The sequence below is a fragment of the Magnetospirillum aberrantis SpK genome, from assembly GCF_011022235.1.
Classification (GTDB): domain Bacteria; phylum Pseudomonadota; class Alphaproteobacteria; order Rhodospirillales; family Magnetospirillaceae; genus Magnetospirillum; species Magnetospirillum aberrantis.
This window is the reverse complement of the sequence record NZ_JAAIYP010000036.1, coordinates 38,022-62,119: the sequence shown is the minus strand read 5'-3', so window position 1 is coordinate 62,119 and position 24,098 is coordinate 38,022. Positions and strand designations below refer to the sequence as shown.

Sequence of the window (24,098 nt, the reverse complement as noted above, 5' to 3'; positions counted from 1 at the left end):
GCATGGGACTTCCCGCCGCCAAGATGGGCGACAGCATCGTCAACGCCGCCGACATCCACATCGTTCTGGTGCCGTCGCCGGGCGGGCCGGTGCCCACGCCCCAGCCGTTCCCGTTCAACGGCCGCATCACCATGGCAACCTGTCCCAACGTGCGCGTCAACGGCCGGCCGGCGGCGGTGGTGGGCTCCATGGGCCAGAACATCCCGCCGCATATTCCCGCCACCGGCATGTTCCAGACGCCGCCCACCAATCTGGGCCGGGTGGTGCGCGGCAGCATGAGTGTCCGTTTCGGCGGGCGGCAGGCGGCGCGGGCGACCGACATGTGCGAGACCTGCCACGACATCCCGCCGGCCGGTCCCCAAGCGCCGCCGCCCATGGTGGTGGTCGCCGGCATGTCCACCGTCATGGTGGGAGGCTGAGATGCCGGTGACCGGCGTTCCCGAAAACGGCGACTTCCTGGGGCGCGGCTGGGCCTTTCCGGTGCGGCCCCAGGCCGGGCGGCTGCTCTATGCCTCGGACGCCGAGGACGTCCGCCAGGCCATCCAGATCATCCTGGAGACGGCGCCGGGCGAACGCGTGGTGCTGCCCGATTTCGGCTGCCGCATCAACGAATTGCTGTTCGCCGCCGGCAATGCCGCCACCCGTAGCCTGGCGGAGCTGTACGTGCGCCAAGCGCTGGACCGGTGGGAACCGCGTATCCAAGTGGTCGCGGTCAATTCCACCATCGAGGCGGGCAGCCGCCAATGTCTGCGCATCTCGGTGGACTACCTGATTCTCGACCGCAACCGGCCGGACAATCTCGTCTATCCGTTTTTCCTCAAGTAGCAGGAGAAGACCCATGCCCAATTCCGATCTGATTGGAATGATGGAACGCCGCATCGCCGATCTGCGCACCGAGTACGCCAGCGGGCAGGAGCAGATGCAGCAATTGGAACGGCGCCAAGCCGATCTGCGTGACACCCTGTTGCGCATCGCCGGAGCTATCCAGGTGATGGAGGAATTGCTGGCCGCGGAAAAGAAACAGATAGAGACCTGAGCTCGTCGCCATGGCTTCGCCCACGCTGGATTTCCGCGACTTTTCCCAGTTTTGGCAGCAATCGCTCACGCTGGCGCGGGCGTATTGCCCGGATTGGGCGGCCTATTGGCCGGCCGATCCAGACAACGGGGTCGAGGACGATCCGGGGCTGGTGTTGCTGAAGCTGTTCTCGCTGCTGGCCGGGTATACCGCCGAAATGGAAAACGCCCTGCCCGAGCAGCGGCGGTTGGCCTTTTACCAATTCCTCAACCTACAGACCCTGCCTCCGGCCCAGGCCCGCGCCGCCTTGGCCTTTACCTTGCGCGAGGGACAGCCGCCCAAGCTGGTGCCGGCGCAGACCGGAATCGTGGCCGAACCGGGCGAGCACATCCATTTCCAGACCGATGCCGACCTGATGGTGGTGCCGGCGGCGCTGAATGCCGCCCTGACCATCCTGCCCGCCCAGGACCGCTATATCGACCAATTGACGCGGTTGGCCGCAGGCGTGCGGGCGCCGCTGTTTCCGGGGCCGGGTGACGGCGAGCTGGAAAAGTCGTTGCCGCATTTGTTCATCATGGGCGATTCGCTGCTGTTCAAGCCTGACCCTGCCCTGCAACGGGTTGCCATCACCCTGACCGGCAGCCACCTTCATCCCGAATTCTTCGCCCAATGGTACGATGGTGCCGGCACGCCGTTACAGGCGCGGGTCCAGGGACGGCCGGGGCGGCTGGCGCTGGACGTGGTGCTGGACACCTTCCCCCACGCGCCGCCGGTGGCGCTGGCCGGCAATGCCGAGGCGCTGTACTGGGTGGGTGTCCAGCCCGGCCCGGCGGTGCAGGTGGTGGCGGCCCTGGCCCGCCAATTGCCCGAAATCACCGGGGTGGTCTGCACCTTCACCGGCGACGGCATTGCCCCCCAACAGGCGGCCACCGGCCAGACCCTTCAGAATGTTGCCAACGGTTGCTATCCCTTCGGTGAAACGCCGGCGGACCAGGACGCGTTTTATCTGCGTTCGGACAGCGTGTTCGCCCGCACCGGCGCCATGGTGACCATGCGTTTCGACCTGCGCCCGGTGACCGCCGACCAGCCGGTGGCGCTGGATTGGCAATATCACGGCGGCGGCGGCTGGCAATCCTTCAATGCCACCTCTGCCGACCTTGTCCGTACCCGGTTCCAGGACACCACCGATTGCCTGCGCCGCAACGCCCCTGTCGGTCCCACCTGGATACGCTTTCAGTGTCCGGCCATGAGCCCGGTCACCGTGGCGGGAGAAGAGGGGATGTGGGTGCGTGCGGTCATCGCCCAGGGCGGCTACGGCTCGCCGCCCCGAATCCAGACCCAGGGCGTCACCGCCACCATCGACGCCATTCCCGTTTCCATCCTGCCCGCCGCCGAGAAGGCCGCCGTCTCGACCTATCTGAACGATGTCGCCGGAGTGAATTTTTCGTATCAGGTCGATCCCGGAAGCTACGACCCGCCTTATGTGAAGTCGGTCAGTCTGGGTTACTCCTATTCGGCCCAGCCCGCGCAATTCCTCAGCGACAATTCCTTCACCCTGTCGCGCTTTTTGTACGCGCCCTATGAACCGGTGGGGTTGCGCTATGCCTGCTTCGCCTTCGGCTTCGCCCCCCAGGGTTTCGCCGAGCACAGCCGAGGCCGGCCGTTGACGCTTTACTTCCATCTGGCGGCCGAATCCGCCCTGCCGGCCCAGCCGCTGCCGTGGCTGTATCATGACGGCCACGACTGGCAGAGCCTGGCGGTGGACGACGGCACCCAGGGGCTGACCCGCTCGGGTGTGGTGCGCTTTGTCGTGCCGCCGGCCATGAACGCCGCCGCGTTGTTCGGCGTTACCGCCTTCTGGTTCCGCATCGACAACCCGCACTGCCGTCAGGTGACGGTGTGGTCCATCACTCCCAACAGCGTCATGGCCGGCAATCGCACCGGCATCGACGACGAGGTGCTGGGCTCCAGCAACGAGCGCCCCAACCAAGTATTCCAACTGGCCAACACTCCGGTCTTGCCGGGACTGCAACTGGATGTGGTGGAGCCGCGTTCGCTGGAGCCGGCGGGGGGCAAGGCCGCCGCCGAGGCGCCGTTATCCAGCATTGTCGCCGATGCCGCCGCCGGGGCTGCCGGGACGGCCGAGGACCCTGCGCCGGTGGTGCGGCGCTGGACCAAGGTGGACACCTTCGCCTTTTCCGGCCCTGCCGCCCGCGTCTATACGCTGGATTGCCAGAACGGCCTGGTCACCTTCGGCGACGGCCGCAACGGCATGGTGCCCCCGGCCGGCCACAACAACATCGTCGCCGCCCATTACGAGCATTCCCAAGGGCTGGACGGCAACGTGGCGGCCGGCACGCTGACCGTGCTCAAGCCTGGCATTCCAGACATCGACTCGGTTACCAATCCCGCGGCCGCCCTGGGCGGGGTCGATGGCTATACCGCGCAGTGGGTCGGCCGTGCCGGCCCTGGCCTGGCCAAAGCCAACGACCGTGCGGTGCAACTGGCGGATTTCGCGGCCCTTGCCGCCGCCGCCTCGCCCGAGGTGTGGCGCGCCGCCGCCACCCAAGCGGATGGCGGCGGTATCGCCATCTGGGTGCTGGCCCATTCGCGGGCGCCGCGTCCCTATGCAGAGCCCGCGCTGCTGGATCTGGTCACGACGGCGGTCAGGGAACGCTGTCTGGCCGTGCTGGCTGACCGCATTTCGACAGCCGGGGCCGGCTATGTGCCGGTGGATGTGGCGGTTGACGTCACAGCGCGGGTGGCGGCCGACAAGGTCAACGCCACCCAGGCCGACATGGTCCAGGGAATCGCCGCTTTCCTGCAACCAGTCACCGGCGGGTCGGACGGGCTGGGCTGGCGTTTCGGCCAAATGGTCACTGCGGCCGACGTGGCTCGCTACCTGCGTGCCGATCCGCGCGTGCTGAGTATCAATTCGTTGGCGCTCAACGGCCATTTCGACGGGGGCGTGCCGGTAGGCGGTGGCCAAGTGGCGGTGGCGGGAGTGGTGTCGGTGGTGCTGCGGAGGGCGCCATGAGCTTCGAACTGCCCGATCTGGATAGCCGCAGCGGTGCCCAATTGCTGGCGGAACTGACCCGTCGCATTCCCATGTTCACGTCCAAATGGACCGATTTCAACGATTCCGACCCCGGCATCACCTTGTTGCAATTATTGTGCTGGGTGGGGGAGTCGCTGCTGTATCAGGCCAACGCCTTGCCCATCGAGACTCAGCGCAATTTCCTGCGTCTGGTCCTGGGCCTGGCCTTCAGCACCAACAGCACCGCCTATTCCCTGGCGGCGGAAAAGAACAACGATTTCGCCTTTCTGGCCCTGCGTCGGGTGCTGGCGGCCATCGAGGCGGGACAGCCGCTGAGCCGCGACGACATCCAGGCCGCCGTGCTGGAATATCGCCGCGTTCCCTATGCCGCCCTGACCCTGGCCGACACGCAGCGTATCGCCCTGGAAACCAACGAGGTCATCGCCGCCATGAGCCCGGCGACGCCGCCGCGGCTGAATGTGGTGCGGGCCGACGCGGAGGCGGGGGGGGATGCCATCACCGTCCACATCCTCAGCGACGCAGCCCAGGTGTACGTCAAGCCGATTGCCGGCAACGTCACCCGCCCCGACGGCTCGGCCCGGCGGGTGTTGTTGTACCAGGGGGCCGCCGCCGCCGATCCGGTCACGCCCCTGAACACCCTGTTGGGGCAAGTGCGTACCCATTTGGCGCCACGCGTGCTGGCGGGCAGCCGGGTCAATGTGGCCGCCGCCCGCATGACCTTCATCAATCTGAGCTTGTCGGCGGAATGTCCGCCCGCCATCAAGCCCGACAACGTGCTGGACGGACTGGCCTCGGCCCTGTTCGCCTATTTCCAGCCCGGCTCCGCATGGACCTATGGCCAACCGCCCGATCTGGCCGAGGTGCTGCACGTGGCCGCCTCGGTTCCGGGTGTGGGCCGGATCACCGCCTGCGACCTCAACTACGTTCCGACGCCGCGCCTGGGCGCCATGGCCGAACTGGGGGTCAACGCACGGCTGGCAGATTTGCCGGCGGCGCCGCCGGCGCTGATCTATCAGGGGCTGCCGCGCCTGCGTTGCCTTGATCTGTCGGTCAGGAGCGCCCAGTCGTGACCGCGCCCTCGGACTGGCTGCGCTATCTGCCCGCGATCTATGGGCGCGAGCCCTTCGTCGGCCTGTTCCTCAAGGTGTTCCAGAAGCTGTTTACCGGCATCGACGATGCTCAGTTGGACGGCCGCCGGGGTATCCAGGAATTGCTGGCGGCCGAGGTGGTGGGCAACCTGTTCTATCCCCGCTTCAGCTTCTTGTTTCCCGGCGACAAGAGCTTCATGCCGCCCATCCAGGGCAAGAACCAGCAGGCGCTGCTGACCTTGTTCAACAGCTTCATCGGCGTCCAGGCGCCGGTCGATCCGTTGGCGGGGCAGGTGGTCGGGACAACGGCGCCCGATACCCAGGCGGCGTTCACCGCTTGGCTGAACGATTTCCTGGCCTGGCTGGCCGGCTGGATCGACTTGGTGCCCGACAGCGGTTGGGGCATCGACAAGAAGCGCATGGTGATTGCCCAGATGCCCGCTCTTTACCGGCTGCGCGGCACGCCTGCGGGCATCGAGATGTTGTGCGACCTTCTGTTCGACTTGCCGTGGACGGTGAATGGTCAAGTGGTCCAAAACGGCCAGACCCAGGATTCCACCGGCACCGTCTCGCTGGAGGTGGCGAATCCCGCCCCGCCGGTCATCACCGTCACCGACGTCTATGCGCGCGGCCAAAGCTTCGTGCTGCGCGATTCCTACACCTCGGGCATGCCGGTGGTTTCCGGTCAGGCGCCGTGGGTGTTCAGCGTGCGGCTGATCCAGCGCGATCCGAATTTCTTTCCAAGCAATTCGGCGGTGGTGCAACTGCGCGATCTGCTGCCGAAGTTGCGGGTGGTGTTGGACGCGGCCCGTCCGGCGCTCTGCCGATACACCATCCAGGTCATTCCCGGCATGCGGCTGCCGCCCACGGGCAGCTCGATCATGCTTGTTCTCAACGGCAACACGCTGCTCGGTAGCCAGGAGGCCACATGAGTTCCATCCCCACCGAAATCGCCTATTCGGTGTTCTACACCGACGGCCAGTTCCTGACCGCCGCCAGCATGCAGATGCAGGCCGATTACTTCAGCAACTGGATTCAATTGCAAACCAGCATGCTCTACAATCCGGGGATATTGCAGGGGCTCGACGTCACCGCCTCGGGAGCGTCCACGCTGATGGTGGCGCCGGGCGGCGGGTTGAACGCCGCCGGCAACTTCCTGATCCTGCCGGGCAATGGCGGCAGCATCACCGTCAACAGTCAGACGGCGACGCCGCTCTATGTCTATCTGGTCTATCCCAGTCCCGGTCCGCTGGTGGCCGCCAACGTGCGGAACATGGCGGCGCAGGTCAGTTCGGGCACCAGCCCGGCGGCGCCGCCGAACGGCATCGTCCTGGCCAAGGTGACCCTGGCCAACGGCGCCATCGCGGGTATAGACAACAGCGTGCGCGTTGCGGTGACCGCCAAGGTGGCTGCGGCCTCGCGCGCCGACGTGGCGGCTGCGGCTTCGCCCGCCAATGCCGCTGTGGTGGGCGCGTCCTTTACCGCGGCGCCATCGACCACCACCCGAACCGGCACCGCCACGGTGCCCGGCCAGGGGCTGGACAAGCCGGGGGCGACCGTCGTCACCCAGATCACCTTCGGCCCGAGCGGCGCTCCCCAATTCTCGGTGCCGCCCATGGTCACGGCGACGACGCAGGGGCCGGTGCCTTTTGCCACAACGGTCAGCGGCATCTCGACCACCGGCTTTACCCTGACCGTGACCGCCATCACCACCGGCATCGTGCCGGCCGACACTTTGGCCGTGTCGTGGATCGCCACCGGCGCCTGAACCAGGAGACGGCCGAATGACCGACGTGCCCCCCATCGCCCGCCCCAATTACTTCACCGGCGAGGCATTGCTGACCGACGATTTCGTCTGCGAGCAGCGCTATCACATGGACATGTTGCAGGCACTGAACCTGGGCCTGCACACCTATGGCATCGCCAGCGGCCTGGACGTCTATTGGCAGGCCGGCGTGCAGTCGCGCCAAGTGCGGGTCGGCTCCGGCATGGCCATAGACCGGCTGGGGCGCGAGATCGTCATGACCCAGCCTCGAGTGATCTCGTTGGGCGATGCTGCGCCTGGCAGCATGCATTTCCTGACCATCCGCTATCACGACACCTTCGCCGAGTTGTCCGATGACGGCGGTGTGCTGGGGTACAAGCGAATATTGCAGGAACCGGTGATCGAATACGCGGCGGTTCTACAGGATCCTGGCCTGAACGTGCTGTTGGCGGTGGTCAACATGTCCAGCCAGGGTGTCATCAACCAACTGACCTACGAAGCCGGCGGCTACGAGCGGCGCTATGTGGGTGGCCGGTTCGGGGCGCTGTCGCTGGTGACGGAAGGCAGCGGTATCCTGGCTGCCAGCGATCCCGGCACCGCAATGTCGGTGGGCGCGACCCTGGCGGCCCGGCGTGAGGCCTCGGGCGACGGCGCCTATCTCGAGGTCGGCGCGGCGCGTACCTTGTTCGCCGGCATGGTCGCCGGCATGGGCGCCATCGGCATCGGCACCGAATATCCCACCGCCGACCTGGACCTCGGCGCCATCATGACCGACGGCTTGGGGACCATCACCTCCAATGGGGTCCAGATGACCCTGACCCGCGCCATCACCCCCCCGTTGCAGCCGGGCGACATGGTCATGCCGCTGGTCCCCCCAGGTGCCACGCCGATCCGCCCCAGATGGGCGGTCGTCGCAGCCGCCACTTCGGACCCGCTGGTCTATACCCTGGTGACCGCCTTCGACCCGCCGCTGACGTTGCCCTACCGGTTCGGCTATGCGCGCGGCACGGTGGCACGGGTCAGTTCGCCCGTGGGCGATCCCACGTCGCGGCCCTTGGACCTGCTGCGTGTCGAACGCACCGGTCAGGTCGGCCTTGGCCTACGCGCCAGTCCGGCCAGCGGCGGGGGCGACGGCCCCAGCGCGCTGACGATCCAGCCTGATCGGCGGGTGGGCATCGGCCTGACCGCCGGTCCCGTCACCCAGGCCCAATTGGAGGTCGGCGGCCTGATCCATGCCGACGCGCTCAGCGTAGCGGGGGCGGTGGAGAGCGGCGGCCTGACCGTCAATGGCGGCATCTACGCCGAAGGCGCGGTGCAGGCGGCGTCGTTCGAAGGCAACGGTTCCAAGCTGAAGAACCTTCCCATCCTCAGCTATTGGACCAAGGTCAACCCCACCGCCTCGGTCTCGCCCATCTATTTCGACGGCGGCGCCGTGGGTATCCAGACGGCGGCGCCGCTGGCGTCGCTGACCGTGGGCAGTGGCCGCGCCTTCGTCGGCAGCGGTCTGGTCAGCCGGTCGGTGGACAATTCCCTGGTGCTGATCGGCAACCAGACCCGTTTCCTGTCCGAGGTCAACGTGGGCGACAGCATTCAGGTCGGAGCCCTGCGGCTGCTGCGCCAGATGGTGGCGAAGGTGGTCAGCGACACCGAACTGGAATTGACCGAACAATTTCCGGTCATCCTACAGGCCGCCCAATTCCAGGTGACGGGTGCCGACGGCAAGGCGAACAAGGGCGATGGGCAGGTTTCCAGCAACGGCACCCGCCTGCTGGGCAAGGGCACCAAGTTTACCCAGCAGGTCAAGTCAGGCAGCGAAATCTGCATCCAGGACTTCATCCCCAATGGCGACAAGGCGGTGTCCACCTGGCGGGTGGCCATGGTCAGCGGCGACACCCAACTGGTGCTGATGCAGCGTCCCGACCAGGCGCAGTTTCCCGCCAACCTGTCCGCCTTCATGGTCCAGCCGTCGCTGATGACCATGATCCAGGACAACAGCGAGACGCCGGCCAATACCCAGCCCAGCGGCGACGCGCCCATTCCGGCGCTGCTGGTCATCAGCAACGGCGCGGCGGCGGCGGGGCAGGCGGTGGACGGCAGCATGCCCGCCAACACGGTGGCCATCAACACGCCGCTGTCCAAGGTGGATTCGTCTTACGCCCTACAGGTGACGGGGGCGGTCGACTTCAGTGGTTCTATCGTCGTCGACAGCTTGCAGACCGGCACCCTGACCGTCACCAAGACGGCGACCATCGGCCAGACCCTGTCGGTGCAGGGAGACACGCAGGTCGGGGGCGTCATCACCGGGGGGCAGGGGCTGACCTTGACGGGCGACATCCAGGCACAGAACGCCGCTCTCAAGGGGGGGCTGACCGTGCAAGGCAATCTTAGCTGCCAGGGCGGCATATCGGCCGAAGGGAACCTGTCCGGGGCGCAGGTCGGGTGCGGTGCGTTGTCCGCAGGACCGTTGAACGTGTCGCCGGACGGCAGCATTTCCGCCTTTGGCGCACCTTTCCAGGTGCCTCAGTCCTTCCAGGCGTCAACCGACGGCATCCTGGTCGTGCAGGCTGCGCCCAGGAACGACGACAGCATAGGCATGGTCCGATGCGAGTTGGGTTCGTTTACCTACCTCATGTCCGTCTTGGCCTTCAGTCAGTCCAGCGGGTTCAAAGTCAAATCCTATCCATTGCCCAACACCATGACGGTGCCCGTCCGCCGAAACGATTCCGTCAAGGTCGTGGCCGAAGTCGCTTCCGGTGGCATCGCGGTGACCTGTATCTTTACGCCGCTGGGTGTCTTCGGCGGCATGCGGACCTTGTCCAACGTCGCGCCGCCGCCGGATCTGGCGGCGCTGACCAGTCCGGGCCAGCAGACGCGGCATGCCGCCGCCGTGTCGGACGATCTGGCCAACGTTCTGGCCGATGCCGCCAACATGTCGGCCGGCGATTCGCTCCGCGACCAGTTGGCTCAGGGCATCGCCAAGCTGACCTGCGCGGTCAGCCCGGATGGCGTGACCCCGGACGCATTGGGCGCGGTGGTGGATACGGTGACGGCCATGGCGCACGCCAAGGTCACCGACGCGCAGCGCAAAGCGCTGGAGGAGGGCATCCGTGCCGTTCTGCCGGGCAGCGGCGGGCCGGACGGTGTTAAGACCCTGGCCAGCGCGCTGCAAGCCATCGGCATTCCCCGTGACCCTTCTGGCCGCCGTCTGATGATGCGGGCGCTGGAGCGCGTGATCGGGCTCCCCGATGCGGACTGAACGTTCACCCGCTCCAGACGGGCCGTTCGCCGATACCGCCGCCTGCCTGGCTGCGCTGGCGCGGTTGGCGGCCTGGCACCTTGATCTGGGCAAGGCCAAGCCGGGGGTCGGGGCGACACGCCTGCGCCTGCGCCTGGATCGTGGCTGGTCCAGGTTCGAAGAACGCGCCGAAGCCAGCTTCACCCACGGTCCCTTCATTCCCTGGGTCCATGTCTGCGCCTTGTTCCAGCTTGAACGGCTGGACCAGGTGGCCTTGGTCATGGCGTTGATGGCCGAGCTGGATTCGTCCTTTTCGGCGCATCTGCGCCAGCTTTCTGGCGCGGCGGCAGAGGGCGAGGGCGGCGGGGTGCCGTGCCGTGCCCTGGCCCGCATGTTAGGGGGGGGGGCCGATCTGTCCGTTGCCCTGGGCGAGGACGGGCCGCTACGGCGATGGGTGCTGGTACGAACCGGGCCGGGTTTCGATGCCGCCGCAACGGTCGGAAGCTTCCGGCTGGACCCCGCCATGGCCGCCTATCTTTCCGGCCGGGCGGCGCCGCGTCCGCGTCTGGATGCTCCTTTGGTGGCGGTGGAGCCGGTGCCGCTGGACCAATTGCCGGTGTCCGATGGCGTCCGTCGTCCTATTCAACGCTTTGTCGCCCTGTGCCTGCGCCGCGACGAGGCCCCGGCGGGCTATCTGCTGCTGTTGCAAGGGCCGGATACTCCGCTACAGGAAAGGATATGCGCGGCGGTCTTCGCCGCCTTGGGCCTGGGTTGCCTGCGACTGGACGGCCGCGCCGTGCGGGCATCGGCCCAGGTGATGGCGCGGGCCGACCACCTGGGCCGGCTGCGGCTGCTGTGCCGTGACCTGCTGCTGTGCGGTCAGGCGGTCATGGTGGTGAACGCCCATGACTTGACGGAGAGTGAGGACGACACCGGATTGCGTGACCTGATGGACGCGCTGCTGTCCAGCCAGCGGGTCATGGCGGTGGTCGGTGGGCCACGCCGATCGTTGATGGACGCGGCCCACCGCTTTGCCGGCCATCGGGTCACTCCGGCGCCCGTGATCGTGGATCTGCCCGATGCCGCGCTGCGCCGCCGTATCTGGGCCAGACGGCTGGCGGAGCAGGGGATTGTGGCCCCGGAGGGTGCGGACACCCGTCTGGCCGAGGCCTATCCGCTCACCGACGAAGCCGTCGCCTTGGCGGTGGACGACGTCGCCGCGCAACTGAACCTGGACCCCGAGGCGGCGGTCGAGCCCCTGCTGGCTGAGGCCTGCCGCGAGCAGTCCCGTCGGCAGACCTTGGATGTGGCGCGGGAAATCCGCTCGGACCGCAGGCTGGACGAGGTCGTTCTGCCGTCCCGCCAGCGCGGCGTGCTGGCCGAGGTGCTGGCGCATGTGCGCCACCGCCGCGCGGTGAGCGAGGATTGGGGGTTCGCCGCCTTGTCCGGCGGGGCCTCGGGGCTATGCGTGCTGTTCCACGGCCCATCGGGCACCGGAAAGACCATGGCGGCATCGGCCATAGCCACCGAGTTGGGCTTGTGCTTGTACAAGATCGACCTGTCCAGCGTGTTCAGCAAATATATCGGCGAGACGGAAAAACACTTGGCGCGGCTGTTCGACCATGCCGAGGCCATGAACGTGGTGCTGTTTTTCGACGAGGCGGAAAGTCTGTTCGCCCGCCGCACCGAAACCCGCGACTCCCACGACCGCTACGCTAACCTGCAAACCGGCTATTTGCTGGACCGCATCGAGCGTTATGCCGGCACCGTCATCTTGTCCACCAACCTGCTGAAATCCGTGGACCAGGCCTTCCTGCGCCGCTTCCGTTTCATCGTAGACTTCCCCTTTCCCGGTCCAGAAGAGCGGCGCGCTATCTGGTCCAGGGTTTTTCCACCCCAGGCGCCGCGTGCCGACGATCTGGATATGGAGGCCTTGGCGGAAAATCTGGTGCTTAGCGGCGGCAACATTGCCTCGGTGGCGCTGTCGGCGGCCTATCTGGCCGCCGATTCCGGGCAAGCCATCGCCATGCGTCATGTGCTGCAAGCCGCGCAAGCCGAATATTTGAAGCTGGGAAAGCTGTTTCCAACCGAGGAATTTTATTCCGGCACCACCGCGTAGTAATGCCGCTCACGGAAGGACAGATAAACGCTGATGGGGTTGGGGCCAGCCGCCACGTCCTCGTGCACGATGTGGTTGCCCATGTAATAATAGACCCGGATTCCGCGTGTGGCGTCGATATGCCCGTTCTGACGCAGATATTGGATCAGGCGGCGGCCTGCCGGAGATCTTAGGGACAGCATGTTGTGGGCGCTGGCCAAGTGCTCGGACACCAGCGTCTGTCGGGCCTGGGCGACGACGGCTTCGTCAACCGATCCGTTTCCGGCCAGCAGCAAGGCGCGAATGGCGCAATTGTAGCCGGCGCCGCTGACGCCCCGCACCCGCAGGCCGGGGGCGACATAGGCGGGCACCCGCTGTTCGCCCACTGGCCTGGGTCGTTGTATCTGGGTGCCGCTTTGGCCTTGTCGGGAATTGGTGCCGATGGTCGGCAGTTGTACGTTGGCGGTCTGGGTGGTGGGGCGCATCACGGTGCGCCGCAGGGTGCTGTTTTGGCCTTGTCGGGAACTCGTGCCGAAGGTCGGTCGTTGCACTTTGGCGGTCTGGTTGGGAGGGCGCATCACGGTGCGCCCCGGCTTTGGACCGGGACCGTGGATGACCATGGTGGTGGCCCGGTTGGCGTGCTGTCCACGCTGGTTCAGATGCAGGTCGTGGAAGGTCTGCTTGGGCCGGCTGGGGTCGGTGCCGTGCATCTGGAAGTTCCAGACATTGTTGCTGACGGCGTTGGCGCTGTCCGCGCCCAGCGAGAACCCCTCCAACGTCACCCGGTCGCTGCCGTCGCTCATCACCACGCCGGCCACATGGTAGACCCATTCGTTGCCGGGATCGGGGCGGTATCCCGGCATGGTGCTTTCGGTGGCGATCAGATAGGCCTCACCCACATCGGGGTTGGCGTGCAGGTTGATGCCCATTCTCTGGTCGAACGCTTCGCGTTCCTTGTCCGTCAGCTTCGCATAACGGGCGCGCAGGTCGCGGGCCTTGTCCTTGGTTTTGAAGCCGGCGCGAAACAGCGACGTGCCCAGATGCCGGGCGAAGGCGCTGGGTTGGTTCTCGACTTCGTCCTGAGGACGCGACTCTTTCCCCGCTTTGACCTTGAAGTCGCGGAAATAGCCCATGCGCCCGCCGATCACCGCCTGGGCCGCCTTGCTGCAATCCGCCCACATGGCGAAATTGGGCTCGCCGCCCCGATTGTTGGCTAGACGGTTCTTTTCCGCCTTTTCAGTCATGTCGCGGCAATCCTTGGCCTTGCCCAACTCGTCGTTGGAGGCTTGGTCGCGCGGCACCCAACTGGGATAGGCTCGGTACAACGCCCCCAGCACAGGGTGAGGGCAGGGCGGTCCCTGGATCAGGCGCACGAATGATCCGCGCTGGCGCAGGGACTGGTTGGCGGCGGCGATCAATTGGGGCGTGGCGTACAATTCGCGGCATTCACCCCCCACCGACCGCAAGGCCATGTGGCGGTTGTCGGAAACGGTCCAGGTCTCGGCTTCCGTGTCGCCGGAATAGACGCCGTAGCATTGGGTCACCGCCGGCACTGTCGTGACGGCTTTCATTCCGGCGGCTTGGGCCGGCGCTGCCGTCCGCAGGGCGCGGGCGCCCATGGTGTCGGCCTCGGTTTCCAGCCGCCGGTCGGTATTCAGGGGCACGCCTCGCACCGAGGAATCGGCGGCGACGCGGCGCTGTTTTTGTTGGACAACGTGCCAGGCCTCGTGCGCCAGATGGCGCTCGGCCCCCGGACCGACATGGATCTCGCTGCCCCGCGTGAAGGCCTGGGCGCCATAGCGGGCCGGTTGGGGCGAGTTGTAATGGACGCGCACGTCGTCCAGCGACATTCCCGACAGGGATTCCGTTCCCGCCTTCAGGGGATCGGGCAGGCCGGTTCGATTGGGCACATGTGCCGGTTCTTCCCGTCGCCCCGGTTGCCGTGCTGCCGCCCAGGCATAGGCCATGCGTCCCTCCGCGTGAGGGTTGCATTGTGATATGTATATTTTTAGTCGTCAATGTCGTCAGCGTGGACAATTTCAGATAATTTTATGATGATGGTGTGCCACAAAATGGGGTGTGACATGCCTTCGCTTGCCGCCATTCGCCCCGAGCCGTCGGTCCAACTCCGGCGATCGGACCCGCCCATGCAGATGCGGACCGTCATCCAATATGGCGACCTTCAGGACTTCACCTTTGACTGGGGCACCGGCCAACAGGATGGCAAGGTGGCGACCTCGATGCATGCCGAGTTGGACCCCGCCGATCCCAAGACCGGTTCGGATACCGGCGGGTCCGACGCTTTCGACAGACTAATGACGGCTTTGGAGACCCACACCAACACCACTTGGGTGCGGGGCCATCTGCTCAACCATGATTTGGGTGGTCTGGCGATCTACAACAATCTGTTCCCCATCACCACCGCCGCCAATTCCGCCCATTACCACGAGGTGGAAAAGAACGTTAAACATTGGGTCGGTGAAGGGTGCGAGGTGGAATACAACGTTGACGCCAAGCAGTCCAAGGAAGCCGGCAGTCCCGACGGCCTGTTCGTCTGCGATGCCGAGGTGACCGCCGATCCCAATGGTGCCGGCCTGCTGAACGAGAAGATCCACAAGGTCATCGTTTCGCACGGCAACACCACCCCGACCACCCAGGTCCGCTACGCCAAAAAGGCGAACAAGAACGTCACCAAGCATGCTGGCGTGCTGTACGGCGCCGACAACACCGTCTACCGCGATTCCTACCGCCCCTTGTCCAGGGACCCGGCCTGGGATCATCAGGGCGGAAATGCCGGGATCAATAATGTCAAGGCGGCTAAGGTCAACCTTTCCCCCATCGGCGTGTCGAGTTGGGAATCCGGCCGCAGCCGCGCCGCCAAGAAGGCGGCGCGCAAGCAAGCGGAACGTAATAGAGCTTGGCAATCCCCGCTGATCACCGGCAATTACGACGGCGAATTTTATGGGCACGAGGTGGAATATTTTTGACCGCCATGGCCCACCTCGTCCCTCCGGCCACATGGCCTCGACGCGCCGTGCGTCGGATTTAACGCCCGGCGCCCCGTCGCGTTACCGCATGGCGAACAGTTCCTGGTGGAAGCGGGTGTTGACCGCCAGTCCCTGGGCGGCGAAGTCGGCCTTGAGCGCTTGGCCGAAGCCGGCCGGGCCGCAGAACCAGATGCTGGCGTTTTGCCAATCCGGCACGGCTTGGCGGATGCGGTCGCCGTTCAGGCGGCCGTCGCGGGAATCCACCAAGACATGCAAGGTGATCCCCGCCGCCTTGGCGTCGGCGGTCAATCTGGCGATGGCGTCGGCGTCGAAGTCGGTGGTGGTGTGGAACAGGTCGATGTGCGGGGATTGTGCCCCCGTGGTCGCGGCCAGATGTTGCAGGCGGGCGATGAACGGGGTGATGCCGATGCCGCCGCCGACCCAGATCTGACGCGGGCACTCGTCCTCGAACGTGAAGCAGCCATAGGGGCCTTCCACCGTCACCTTCTGTCCAACCGCCAGGGTTTGGCGCAAGCGGCGGGTGTGGTCGCCCAGTTCCTTGACGATGAAGGTGACGCGGCGGTCGTCCTCGTCCCAGGCCGAGGCGATGGTGTAGGGGTGTGCCCCCTCCGACGGGTCGGACATGGCGAAGGCGAACTGTCCCGCCTTGTGACCGGGCCAGCCCTGGGGAATTTCCACGGTGATTTCCAGCACGCGGACGTCGGCGTAATAGTGCAGGGCGGTGATCGTGCCGGCGACCTTGCGGTCGGCGCCGACGCGACGGGTCAACACCACCAGAGCCGACCACACGCCGCCGGCCAGCAACACGGCCAACACGATTCCAAGCGGCGAGGTCCAATAGCTGAACTTGACCAGGACCACCGCATGGAAGGCCAGGACCAGATAGGTGACGGCCAGGATGCGATGGGTCTTGAAGAAGGCGCGATAGGGAAAGCGTTTCACAAGCGCGAGGACGATCAACAGGGCTGCGGCATAGAACGCCCACTCGCCGATCCCTTCCGCCACCCCGCGCAGCGAGGAGAACGCCGCCTCGACCGCGTTGTCGAGCATCGGGCGCGGACCGCGCTGCGGCCGTTCCAAAAGGCCCCAGCCCACCGCCCATTTCGGCCCCTTGGCCCACAGCCAGTGGATGACGCCGAAGCACAGGCCGGCGATGCCCAGCCATTTGTGCAGCCGATACATCTTGTCCAGGCCGCCGAACCACTTCTCCGGCCAACGCGGCCTGAGCGCCAGGATCATGGCGACGCTCATGCACCCCATGGCGATCAAGCCGCTATATTGCACCATGGTGTTGCGCACGGCGAAAAAGCCCTTGGCGTTAAACGCCGACGGTTCGGCCAACAGCCACAATCCGCTCAGGACGACGAAAAGCCCCCAGAGCGAGTATTTTATGGTTCGCATGATGTCCCCAGGTTATCGGTCAGCATTGGATCTCGTGGATCATTTTCGGACGGGTATGTAACCCGCCGATGTCGCGGAGCCCGGCAAAGTGTAACGCTTGGTAACCGGACGGCGTCCCGGTCTTGAAGAGGGGCGGGGGGAATGCTACTTCACCAGGGTTCGAACCGCCACTTTCAGGATGAAGACTGCATGCGCTCCACGCAACCGCCGGCTTGGCTCAAGCCTACCGTCGACTTCGGCCCATTGGCGGTGTTCCTGGCGGCGTATTGGAAATGGGGCATGCTGCCGGCGACGGCGGCGTTGATGGCGGCGACGGCGGTGGTTCTGATCCTGTCCCTGGTCCTGGCCCGCAAGCTGGCCCTGATGCCGCTGGTGACGGCGGCGGTGGTCGGCGTGTTCGGCGGCCTGACGTTGTGGCTGCACGACGACACCTTCATCAAGCTGAAGCCGACCATCATCTATGGCCTGTTCGCCGTGGTGATCGCCGGTGGTTTGGCGCTGGGCAAGCCGGCGGTCAAGGCGGTTCTGGGCGAGGCGTTCCAGTTGGACGACGCCGGCTGGAAACGGCTGTCGATCCATTTCTGCCTGTTCTTCGTGGCCATGGCCGCCACCAACGAAGTGGTGCGCCGGGTCGCCAGCGACGACCTTTGGGTCCTGTGGAAAGTGCCGGGCAGCATTGCCGCCACCTTCGTCTTCATGCTGACCCAAATGCCGCTGATCCTGCGTCATAAGGTCGAGGAAGAGGTGTCGGGGGCGGAATAGGGGTCAACAGGCCATGCGTTCCGCTCATGCTGTCATGCGGTAACTGAACCACCGATTCCCGGATGGGGGGCATGCGAATCCTGCTGTTCCAATGGGCGGGTGTTTTGCGGTTTTTTATAAACATGTAAAGCGCCCGCATGCTTGGAACGGAGGCGGTCGGTGGTGGATTTCACGCTTCTTGCCTATGCTGTCATCGTGGCGGCCAGCGTGGCGATAGCGCTTCGGTGGCGGCACGATATACCGCGTGCGGCGGTGCCGCTGGTGCGGCGCCGGATCGACTTCGAGCATCACACCTTGAACCTGGTGTCCGAGGACGGGCGGGTGAATCCCGGCGGGTATCAGGTTTTCCCCAATTATTCATCCGCCCTGGCCTATCAGCGCAAACTGGCCCGGCTGGGTCAGGCCAGCGTCGTCACCCACACCGAAAGCGGCGAGGTGCGCATCGACTTTCCCACCATGCTGGGACCGTTCGGGCGGATTTATTATTGATACCAAATCCCGATGAGTGAACTCGTCGGGATTTGGCTAGGCTCAAGGAACCGCGCGCCTTATGGCGCGGAGGGCAAGGGTTTCGGAGAAACCCGCCCGCCGCTGAGGGCTTCGGTGATCGGTTCCGATCACCGGGATGTGGTCTGAGCCTTGTTGCGGTGACGCGCCAGATAAAGCGGCGTGCGTGATTTCGGCACCCGGCGGATGAAATTCCAGCGCGCCACATGGTAGCTGGGATCGAAGCCATAGAAATTCAGCTTCATGTGCTCCAGTTCCTCGGCGCGATAGGCGGCAAGGGACTTTTCCGCCTCGTCGGCCAGACGGGTCAGCCGCTTGCCGGCAAGGTGGTTCCCGATATCCGGCTTGGCCGCAAGGTCGGCGGCGAAGGCTTCGACGCCGGCACGGAATTCCGCCACGCTTGCTCCGAACGCGGCATCGATCAACCCCCAGTCGCGGGCTTCCTCGGTGCCGATGGGCAGACGTGCCAGGGTCAGCGCCTGGGCGGCGGCGGTGCCGCAGCGTTTGGGCAACAGATAGGTCCAGTATTCCGAACCGTACAGGTTGCCCATGCCCTTGTAATGGGGGTTCAGCACCACGCCGGTCCGCGCCAGCACCATGTCGGCGGCCAGCGCCATGAACACGCCGCCGGCACCGGCGTTGCCGGCCATGGCCGCCACCGTCAGGTGGCTGGAACAGGTGATGATGGCCTCGCACAGATCGTTCATGGCGTTGATGTTGCGCCATGATTCGTCGGCCGGGCTGTCGGCGGCCTCGATGGTGCCGAGATGGATGCCGTTGCACCAGAAATCGGGGCCGCCGGCCAGCACCACCACCTTGGTCGGGCGTTGGGTCGCGGCCAGAAAAGCCTCGCGCAGGCGTTGGCACTGCTCGGTGCTCATGGCGCCGTTGTGGAAGGGGAAGTGCAAGGTGCCGACCCCGTCCTTTTCGTCGTACCAGATGTCGTGATGGCCGGGCTGTTCCGGCAAGCCGGCGGCGATGTCGGCCAGCACGGTGGCGGCCGGCAGCTTCAGGCTGCCCGGTTCGGCGGTGCGGGCATGGCCGATCCACACCGCGCCATCGGTGGTGGCGCGCGCCAGCCGCCCGCCCTGGCGGGCGATCCATTGGCCGGGACGGCCGCAGACGTTCAGGCCGTCGGCGGCGGCACCGTCATGCAGGTAGAAACCGCCGTCGCGCACGCCCGGCGTGCCGTCGCTGGCCCGCAGCTTGCGCAACACGGCGGCGGTGTCGTCGGTGTCCCAATCGATGGCGCGTGTCGCTTGGGTCATGGCCGGTTTCCACCACGTCCGTTCCGGCCGGATCGGTTCGGCCACCCGCAACGCCTCGAACACCGCGTCCACCGCCGCGTCGGTCACCTCGTTGCGGTACAGGCTGGATTTCGTGGCGGTGCGCATGGCGAAGCGGCGATGCGCCCAGACCGGTCCGGCGTCCATCTCGGCTTCGGCCTGCAACACGGTGACGCCCCATTCCTCATGCCCTTCCAGGATCGCCCAGTCCAACGCCGCCGGTCCCCGGTCGCCCAGGGGGCCGGGATGGACAACCAGACATTTGTGACGGCGCCATACCGTCTCGGGGATGGCGCGTTTCAGGAAGGGGGCGATGATCACGTCGGGTTTGGCCAGTTCCACCGCCTCGATGGTCACCGCGTCGCTGACGTCGAATTCCAGGCTGACGTCGTGCCCGGCGCGGCCCAGTTCGACCCACAATCTCTGGGTCAGGCTGTTGAAGGAATGGGCGAGCATGAGGATGCGCATGGGATCAGCCCTGCAAACCGGGGGACAGCAACACAACGTCGGTGTTGTCCGGCCCCAGGACGTAAGGGACCAGATGACCGGCGTCGAAACGGTGGGCGGCGAAGCCCAGCGCTTGCAAGCGTTCCAGCATGGCGGCAAAGGCCGCCAGCCCCTCGCCGCCGGCGGCGGTGTTGCCCTTTTCCACCAACAGGGCGGCGATCTTGCCGCTTTCCAGCAAGTCCTGGCTGGCGGCTAACAGCCGGGGTTCCACCCCTTCCACGTCCAGCTTGGCGAAAACGCGCTTGAAATTCGTCAGCGGTCCGGCGACCGCGGCGGCGTCGGCCAAGGTGATGGTGGGGACGTGCAGCGGAGCCAGTGTCGCCGCCTTGGCCAATTCGGCGCGCGGCGGCAGCAGCGAACCGCCCATGGTGCCCTGGCTGAGATGCAGTTGCGCCATGCCGCGTTGCTGGTCCACCGCCGCCGCCACCACGGCGACGCGGTCCTGAACCTGGTTGGCGTGCACCGCCTTGATCAATTGATGGACGTTGAGCGGCAGGGGCTCCACCGCCACCACCCGGATATGGGCGGGGTTGGTGGCCATGGTCAGGGCAAAGCTGCCCACATGGGCGCCGATGTCGAGAAACAGGTCGCCGTCGCGCAGGTGGTGGTCGAAAAACCGCCGTGCGGCGATTTCGAAACCACCGTGGAACAATTCATGCTGGACCAGATGCTTGATGCCCAGGTCATTCATCAACGCCTGTGCCACCACGAAATTGAAGCGTGGCGACCGGTCGGGGCGGCGCAAGACGGATGGCACCAGCACATAGCCGTCGGGAGTGGTGGCGAGGGTGGTTTTGCTCATCAGCAGATCCTCGGCAATTGTTCGCCGGCCAGCCAGTCCACCACCCGGTTGCCGCCCATGGCGGTCCGCATGGTGACGAAGGCGTGGGAATCCTCGACGCAGGTGCCGACAAGGGCGGCGTCGCGGCCCAGGGGGTGGGCCCGCATGACAGCCAACAAGGTGTCGGCGTGTTCGGGGGCGCAGATACAGATCAGCTTGCCTTCGTTGGCGACGTAAAGCGGGTCGAGCCCCAGCAACTCGCACGCTCCCTTGACCTCGGGACGGACCGGGATGTCGCTTTCCCTGAGCGCGATGCCGACGCCCGATTGCACGGCGATTTCGTTCAAGGTCGAGGCCAGCCCGCCGCGTGTCGGGTCGCGCAGCACGTGGATGTCGGGTGTTGCGGCCACCATGTCGGCGACCAGGGTGTGCAGCGCCGCCGAATCCGACAAGATGGCGGTGTCGAAGCCCAAGCTCTCGCGCTGGCTCATCACCGCCACGCCGTGGTCGCCCATGGTGCCCGACACCAGAACGGCATCGCCGGCCCGCGCCCTGTCGCCCGAGACGTTCACCCCCGGTGGCACCACGCCGATGCCGGTGGTGGTGATGAAGATGCCGTCGCCCTTGCCCTTTTCCACCACCTTGGTATCGCCGGTCACCACCGGGACCCCGGCCTCGCGCGAGGCATTGGCCATGCTGTCGACGATGCGTTTCAGGTCCGAGAGCGGGAAGCCTTCCTCGATGATGAAGCCGGCCGACAGGCTGAGCGGACGGGCGCCGGCCATGGCGACGTCGTTGACGGTGCCGTGCACGGCCAGACTGCCGATGTCGCCGCCGGGAAAGAACAGTGGCGAAATGACATAGCCGTCGGTGGTCATCACCATGCGCCCGCCCCGGAGCATTTCCGGGGGCACGTCGAACGCCGCCTGATCGTTGCGCTGGTTCAAGGCATCGTTGTCGAAGGCGGCGACGAACAGTTCCTCGACCAGTTGCTGCATGGCGCGGCCGCCGCCGCCATGGGTCAGGTCGATGCGGCCATTGGCGATGTCCAGCGGGCGGGGATGGGTGCGGCGGGGCAGGGTCATGGATCAACCTTCGAATCGGGGGCGGCCTTGATGTCGCGGAAACGGCCATAGGTCCAGTGCGCCGCGCAGGCGCCCTCGGCGGAGACCATGCATGATCCCATGGGGTTTTCCGGGGTGCACACGGTGCCGAACAGCTTGCAGTCGGTGGGCTTTTTCACGCCGCGCAGGATGGCGCCGCATTCGCAGGCCTTGTTGTCCGGGGGGCTGTCCTGGGGAACGTCCCAGTGGCGTTCGGCGTCGAACCGGGCGAATTCGGCCTTGATGCGCAGCCCGGAATAGGGCACGCGGCCCAGGCCCCGCCATTCGAAGCTTTTACGCAATTCGAACACCTCGGCCACCAGCGCCTTGGCCTTGGAATTGCCGTCCCGCGTCACGGCGCGGGCGAATTCGTTTTCCACCTCGAAGCGGCCCTGGTTGACCTGACGCACCAGCATCAGCACCGCCTGAAGCACGTCGAGCGGTTCGAAGCCGGCGATGACCACCGGGCGCTGGTATTCCTCGGCGAAATATTCGTAAGGGGCCGAGCCGATGATGGTGGAAACGTGGGCCGGGCCGATGAAGCCATCCAACTTGACCGTACCCAGAACCCGCACTTCCGGGCTGTCGAGAATCTGGGCGATGGCCGACGGCGTCAGCACGTGGTTGCAAAAGACGAAGAAGTTCTTGAGGTTCAGTGCTTGCGCCTGTTTCAGTGCGACGGCGGTGGGCGGCGTGGTGGTCTCGAAACCGATGGCGAAGAACACCACCTGGCGGTCTGGGTTGTCCTGCGCCAGCTTCAGCGCGTCCATGGTCGAATAGACCATGCGGATGTCGCAGCCTTCGGCCTTGGCCTTCAACAGCGACAGGCGTTTCGAACCGGGCACCCGCAACATGTCGCCATAGGTGCACAAGATGACGCCGGGTTGGCGGGCAAGGTAAATGGCGGCGTCGATGCGTCCCACCGGCAGCACGCACACCGGACAGCCCGGCCCGTGCACCATGCGCACGTTGGCCGGCAGGATGTCTTCCAGGCCATAGCGGGAAATGGCGTGGGTGTGACCACCGCAGAATTCCATCAGATGATAGGTGCGGGCGGGATCGGCCTCGGCGGCGATGGTTCGCGCCAGGGCTTGCGCCAAGCCGCCGTCGCGGTATTCGTCGATGTATTTCATGACGCGGTTTCAGCCATCTCGGCGAACAGTGCCAGAGTTTTCTCGGCTTCGACCGGGTCCACCTTGGTCAGCGCGTAGCCCACATGAACGATGACATAGTCGCCCGGCTCGACATCGGCCACCAGCGCCAGCGAAATGGTCTTGATGACACCGCCCAGTGAGACCTTGGCCTGGTCGGCGGGCAATATTTCGGTGACCAGCGAGGGCAGGGCCAGACACATTTTCTCAGTTCTCCATTTGGCTGGCGATCCATGCCTGGCCCAAAGACAATCCGGGGTCGCCGGGTGACGCCTTGAGCGCCGTCAAGGGAACAACCCCCAACCGTTCCAGCAAGGGAACCAACTGGCGGCACAGGACCTTGTTGAAGAAGCAACCGCCGCCCAGGGTGACCGTGCGGCAACCGGTTTCGTCACGGGCCCAACCGCACCATTGCGCCAAGGCCGTCGCCAAGGTGCCGTGGAACAGGTTGGCACCATGGCGGGCGTCGGGGCAAGAGGCGAGAGCATCCAACAACGGTACGAAATCCAACGTGCCATCCTTCAGCGTCCAGCCGTCGGCCATGGTTTCGGGGGCGTCGGCCAGCGCTTCCAACGCCATGGGCGCCTGCCCCTCGAATTCGGCCAGCGGGTGGATTCCCAACAGACCGCAGGCGGCGTCGAACAATCGCCCGGCCGACGACGTCATGGGGGCGTTCAACCCTTTGTCGAGCATCAGCCCCAGCCGTTGGGCGGCGGGATAGTTCGGCCAGCGTCCGGCGATCTCGGCGCCGCGCCCCAGCTTGTGCAAGGCGGCGCCGGCCATGCGCCACGGTTCACGGGCCGCCACGTCGCCGCCCGGCTGGGCCAGCGTCGCCAGATGGCCCAGCCGGCGATATCCGGCGCCCTGGCAATACAGCAATTCGCCGCCCCAGGATTGGTTGCCGGGGCCAAGGCCGAAACCGTCCAGCGACAGACCGATCACCGGCCCGTCATGCCCATGTTCCGCCGCCACCGCCGCCGCATGGGCGTGATGGTGCTGCACCGGCACGGCGGGCAGGTCCAGCCCTTGGGCGAAGCGGGTGGAATGGAAGTCGGGGTGCAGGTCGTGGGCGACGCGGATCGGGCGGATCGCCAGTGCGGTCACCATGCTTTCCACCGAATCCTCGAATGCCGCGATGGCTTCGGGCGTGCCCAGGTCGCCGTGCACCGGCGACAGATAGGCGATGTCGCCGCGTGTCACGCACACGGTGTTCTTCAGGAACGCCCCCACCGCCAGCACCGGCGGCACGGCGCGGGGCAGGGGGATGGCGGCGGCGATCATGGCGATGACACGGATGGACACGGATGAACACGAAGATGACGGGCGGAAGACA

At 66.0% G+C, this 24,098-nt stretch carries 20 protein-coding genes; 12 read left to right on the top strand and 8 right to left on the bottom strand.

All coding sequences use genetic code 11. From position 1 onward, the window contains the following. Positions 1 to 2 precede the first annotated feature (2 nt). Genes G4223_RS09515 through G4223_RS09475 form a run of 9 tightly spaced genes read left to right on the top strand, consistent with a single transcriptional unit; the run spans position 3 to position 12,280 of the window. Positions 3 to 419 carry a PAAR domain-containing protein gene (locus tag G4223_RS09515; protein ID WP_163678422.1) on the top strand — a complete coding sequence of 139 codons (417 nt, stop codon included), beginning with the start codon at positions 3 to 5 and terminating at the stop codon, positions 417 to 419. 1 nt (position 420) lies between these two features. Continuing rightward, positions 421 to 825 (top strand): GPW/gp25 family protein, encoded by a 405-nt coding sequence (locus tag G4223_RS09510; protein ID WP_163678419.1) that lies wholly within the window; start codon positions 421 to 423, stop codon positions 823 to 825. A gap of 13 nt (positions 826 to 838) precedes the next feature. Beyond that, positions 839 to 1,036 (top strand): hypothetical protein, encoded by a 198-nt coding sequence (locus G4223_RS09505; RefSeq protein WP_205762454.1) that lies wholly within the window; start codon positions 839 to 841, stop codon positions 1,034 to 1,036. A 10-nt stretch (positions 1,037 to 1,046) separates the two neighbouring features. Continuing rightward, positions 1,047 to 4,052 carry a baseplate J/gp47 family protein gene (locus tag G4223_RS09500; protein WP_163678416.1) on the top strand — a complete coding sequence of 1,002 codons (3,006 nt, stop codon included), beginning with the start codon at positions 1,047 to 1,049 and terminating at the stop codon, positions 4,050 to 4,052. Next, on the top strand, positions 4,049 to 5,143 hold the full coding sequence (locus G4223_RS09495) for a hypothetical protein (protein ID WP_163678413.1): 1,095 nt from the start codon (positions 4,049 to 4,051) through the stop codon (positions 5,141 to 5,143). Before G4223_RS09500 ends, G4223_RS09495 begins: the two co-directional genes overlap by 4 nt. Beyond that, positions 5,140 to 6,093: a phage tail protein gene (locus tag G4223_RS09490; protein ID WP_163678410.1), complete on the top strand. Its 954-nt coding sequence runs from the start codon at positions 5,140 to 5,142 to the stop codon at positions 6,091 to 6,093. Before G4223_RS09495 ends, G4223_RS09490 begins: the two co-directional genes overlap by 4 nt. Continuing rightward, complete coding sequence (locus G4223_RS09485; protein WP_163678405.1) at positions 6,090 to 6,929, top strand: H-type lectin domain-containing protein; 840 nt, start codon at positions 6,090 to 6,092, stop codon at positions 6,927 to 6,929. The genes G4223_RS09490 and G4223_RS09485 overlap by 4 nt, the downstream gene beginning before the upstream one ends. A gap of 16 nt (positions 6,930 to 6,945) precedes the next feature. Beyond that, positions 6,946 to 10,182, top strand: a complete 3,237-nt coding sequence (locus G4223_RS09480; protein WP_163678403.1) for a polymer-forming cytoskeletal protein — start codon at positions 6,946 to 6,948, stop codon at positions 10,180 to 10,182. After that, on the top strand, positions 10,172 to 12,280 hold the full coding sequence (locus G4223_RS09475) for an AAA family ATPase (RefSeq protein ID WP_163678400.1): 2,109 nt from the start codon (positions 10,172 to 10,174) through the stop codon (positions 12,278 to 12,280). Before G4223_RS09480 ends, G4223_RS09475 begins: the two co-directional genes overlap by 11 nt. Here the strand turns inward: G4223_RS09475 and G4223_RS09470 are convergent. Continuing rightward, positions 12,259 to 14,226 carry an eCIS core domain-containing protein gene (locus tag G4223_RS09470; RefSeq protein WP_163678398.1) on the bottom strand — a complete coding sequence of 656 codons (1,968 nt, stop codon included), beginning with the start codon at positions 14,224 to 14,226 and terminating at the stop codon, positions 12,259 to 12,261. The genes G4223_RS09475 and G4223_RS09470 overlap by 22 nt on opposite strands. Before the next feature lie 117 nt (positions 14,227 to 14,343). On the opposite strand from G4223_RS09470, the gene G4223_RS09465 reads away from it, so the two are divergent. Further along, the gene (locus G4223_RS09465; protein WP_163678396.1) at positions 14,344 to 15,246 is read left to right on the top strand and encodes a hypothetical protein; all 903 of its coding nucleotides are present in this window, start codon (positions 14,344 to 14,346) and stop codon (positions 15,244 to 15,246) included. Between the two features lie 81 nt (positions 15,247 to 15,327). On the opposite strand, the gene G4223_RS09460 is transcribed toward G4223_RS09465, so the two are convergent. After that, entirely contained in the window at positions 15,328 to 16,668 is a 1,341-nt protein-coding gene (locus G4223_RS09460; protein ID WP_163678394.1) for a ferredoxin reductase family protein, read from the bottom strand. Between the two features lie 189 nt (positions 16,669 to 16,857). Here G4223_RS09460 and G4223_RS09455 point away from each other — a divergent pair, with 189 nt between their 5' ends. Both G4223_RS09455 and G4223_RS09450 read left to right on the top strand, forming a co-directional pair. Continuing rightward, positions 16,858 to 17,430 (top strand): septation protein A, encoded by a 573-nt coding sequence (locus G4223_RS09455; protein ID WP_163678391.1) that lies wholly within the window; start codon positions 16,858 to 16,860, stop codon positions 17,428 to 17,430. Positions 17,431 to 17,592: 162 nt separating this feature from the next. Next, positions 17,593 to 17,919, top strand: a complete 327-nt coding sequence (locus G4223_RS09450) for a hypothetical protein (RefSeq protein WP_163678388.1) — start codon at positions 17,593 to 17,595, stop codon at positions 17,917 to 17,919. Between the two features lie 128 nt (positions 17,920 to 18,047). On the opposite strand, the gene G4223_RS09445 is transcribed toward G4223_RS09450, so the two are convergent. From G4223_RS09445 to G4223_RS09420, 6 genes are read right to left on the bottom strand one after another with little or no spacing between them, the layout of a single operon-like run. Next, the gene (locus G4223_RS09445) at positions 18,048 to 19,691 is read right to left on the bottom strand and encodes an enoyl-CoA hydratase-related protein (protein WP_163678386.1); all 1,644 of its coding nucleotides are present in this window, start codon (positions 19,689 to 19,691) and stop codon (positions 18,048 to 18,050) included. Positions 19,692 to 19,695: 4 nt separating this feature from the next. Next, positions 19,696 to 20,532, bottom strand: a complete 837-nt coding sequence (locus G4223_RS09440; protein WP_163678382.1) for an FkbM family methyltransferase — start codon at positions 20,530 to 20,532, stop codon at positions 19,696 to 19,698. Continuing rightward, on the bottom strand, positions 20,532 to 21,596 hold the full coding sequence (gene hypE / locus G4223_RS09435) for a hydrogenase expression/formation protein HypE (protein WP_163678379.1): 1,065 nt from the start codon (positions 21,594 to 21,596) through the stop codon (positions 20,532 to 20,534). Before hypE ends, G4223_RS09440 begins: the two co-directional genes overlap by 1 nt. After that, the gene (gene hypD / locus G4223_RS09430; RefSeq protein ID WP_163678378.1) at positions 21,593 to 22,747 is read right to left on the bottom strand and encodes a hydrogenase formation protein HypD; all 1,155 of its coding nucleotides are present in this window, start codon (positions 22,745 to 22,747) and stop codon (positions 21,593 to 21,595) included. Before hypD ends, hypE begins: the two co-directional genes overlap by 4 nt. Then, a complete protein-coding gene (locus G4223_RS09425) occupies positions 22,744 to 22,968 on the bottom strand; it encodes a HypC/HybG/HupF family hydrogenase formation chaperone (RefSeq protein WP_163678375.1) in 225 nt (74 codons plus the stop codon). Before G4223_RS09425 ends, hypD begins: the two co-directional genes overlap by 4 nt. A 4-nt stretch (positions 22,969 to 22,972) precedes the next feature. Further along, a complete protein-coding gene (locus G4223_RS09420) occupies positions 22,973 to 24,067 on the bottom strand; it encodes a Kae1-like domain-containing protein (protein WP_338086856.1) in 1,095 nt (364 codons plus the stop codon). Positions 24,068 to 24,098 lie beyond the last annotated feature (31 nt).

What these genes read in the sequence shown, in the direction of transcription:
- G4223_RS09510 (WP_163678419.1), top strand. Translation starts at nt 421, where the DNA reads ATGCCGGTGACCGGCGTTCCCGAAAACGGCGACTTCCTGGGGCGCGGC.
- G4223_RS09485 (WP_163678405.1), top strand. Translation starts at nt 6,090, where the DNA reads ATGAGTTCCATCCCCACCGAAATCGCCTATTCGGTGTTCTACACCGAC.
- G4223_RS09445 (WP_163678386.1), bottom strand. Translation starts at nt 19,691, where the DNA reads ATGCGCATCCTCATGCTCGCCCATTCCTTCAACAGCCTGACCCAGAGA.
- G4223_RS09460 (WP_163678394.1), bottom strand. Translation starts at nt 16,668, where the DNA reads ATGCGAACCATAAAATACTCGCTCTGGGGGCTTTTCGTCGTCCTGAGC.
- G4223_RS09505 (WP_205762454.1), top strand. Translation starts at nt 839, where the DNA reads ATGCCCAATTCCGATCTGATTGGAATGATGGAACGCCGCATCGCCGAT.
- G4223_RS09500 (WP_163678416.1), top strand. Translation starts at nt 1,047, where the DNA reads ATGGCTTCGCCCACGCTGGATTTCCGCGACTTTTCCCAGTTTTGGCAG.
- G4223_RS09455 (WP_163678391.1), top strand. Translation starts at nt 16,858, where the DNA reads ATGCGCTCCACGCAACCGCCGGCTTGGCTCAAGCCTACCGTCGACTTC.
- G4223_RS09515 (WP_163678422.1), top strand. Translation starts at nt 3, where the DNA reads ATGGGACTTCCCGCCGCCAAGATGGGCGACAGCATCGTCAACGCCGCC.
- hypD (WP_163678378.1), bottom strand. Translation starts at nt 22,747, where the DNA reads ATGAAATACATCGACGAATACCGCGACGGCGGCTTGGCGCAAGCCCTG.
- G4223_RS09465 (WP_163678396.1), top strand. Translation starts at nt 14,344, where the DNA reads ATGCCTTCGCTTGCCGCCATTCGCCCCGAGCCGTCGGTCCAACTCCGG.
- G4223_RS09475 (WP_163678400.1), top strand. Translation starts at nt 10,172, where the DNA reads ATGCGGACTGAACGTTCACCCGCTCCAGACGGGCCGTTCGCCGATACC.
- G4223_RS09495 (WP_163678413.1), top strand. Translation starts at nt 4,049, where the DNA reads ATGAGCTTCGAACTGCCCGATCTGGATAGCCGCAGCGGTGCCCAATTG.
- G4223_RS09470 (WP_163678398.1), bottom strand. Translation starts at nt 14,226, where the DNA reads ATGGCCTATGCCTGGGCGGCAGCACGGCAACCGGGGCGACGGGAAGAA.
- G4223_RS09425 (WP_163678375.1), bottom strand. Translation starts at nt 22,968, where the DNA reads ATGTGTCTGGCCCTGCCCTCGCTGGTCACCGAAATATTGCCCGCCGAC.
- G4223_RS09480 (WP_163678403.1), top strand. Translation starts at nt 6,946, where the DNA reads ATGACCGACGTGCCCCCCATCGCCCGCCCCAATTACTTCACCGGCGAG.
- G4223_RS09440 (WP_163678382.1), bottom strand. Translation starts at nt 20,532, where the DNA reads ATGAGCAAAACCACCCTCGCCACCACTCCCGACGGCTATGTGCTGGTG.
- hypE (WP_163678379.1), bottom strand. Translation starts at nt 21,596, where the DNA reads ATGACCCTGCCCCGCCGCACCCATCCCCGCCCGCTGGACATCGCCAAT.